Annotated in this window: 1 protein-coding gene; it reads left to right on the plus strand. The window is 56.6% G+C overall.

All coding sequences use genetic code 11. From position 1 onward, the window contains the following. Nucleotides 1-288: hypothetical protein (locus tag AC1RPU_RS08160; RefSeq protein ID WP_481769671.1), on the plus strand; the 288-nt coding region annotated here is incomplete at both ends.

Genomic DNA, 288 nt, shown 5'->3' on the forward strand with positions numbered 1-288 from the left:
GGACAAAGCAGGACAAATCGAGCGGTCTTGGCTTCTTGGCCGTGAATAAGCTGCGCGTCCAAAAGCAAGGGGAGCCGGTGCCCGTCTACTGCTTGACTGTTCCGAAGTATCACCACTTCATGCTTCCGTCCGGCATCGTAAGCAGCAACTGCCACATTAACAGCCTGCTGCTGGGCCTGATGTACAAGTTCCTGCCCGGCCTGTTCGAGCGTGGCATGGTGTACGTGGCTAACGCTCCGGAGTTCTATGCTGAATCGAAGGGCAACGATCTGACTATCGGCTCGACGC

Source organism: Dellaglioa sp. CoH-55-MRSF-7 (genome assembly GCF_056782235.1).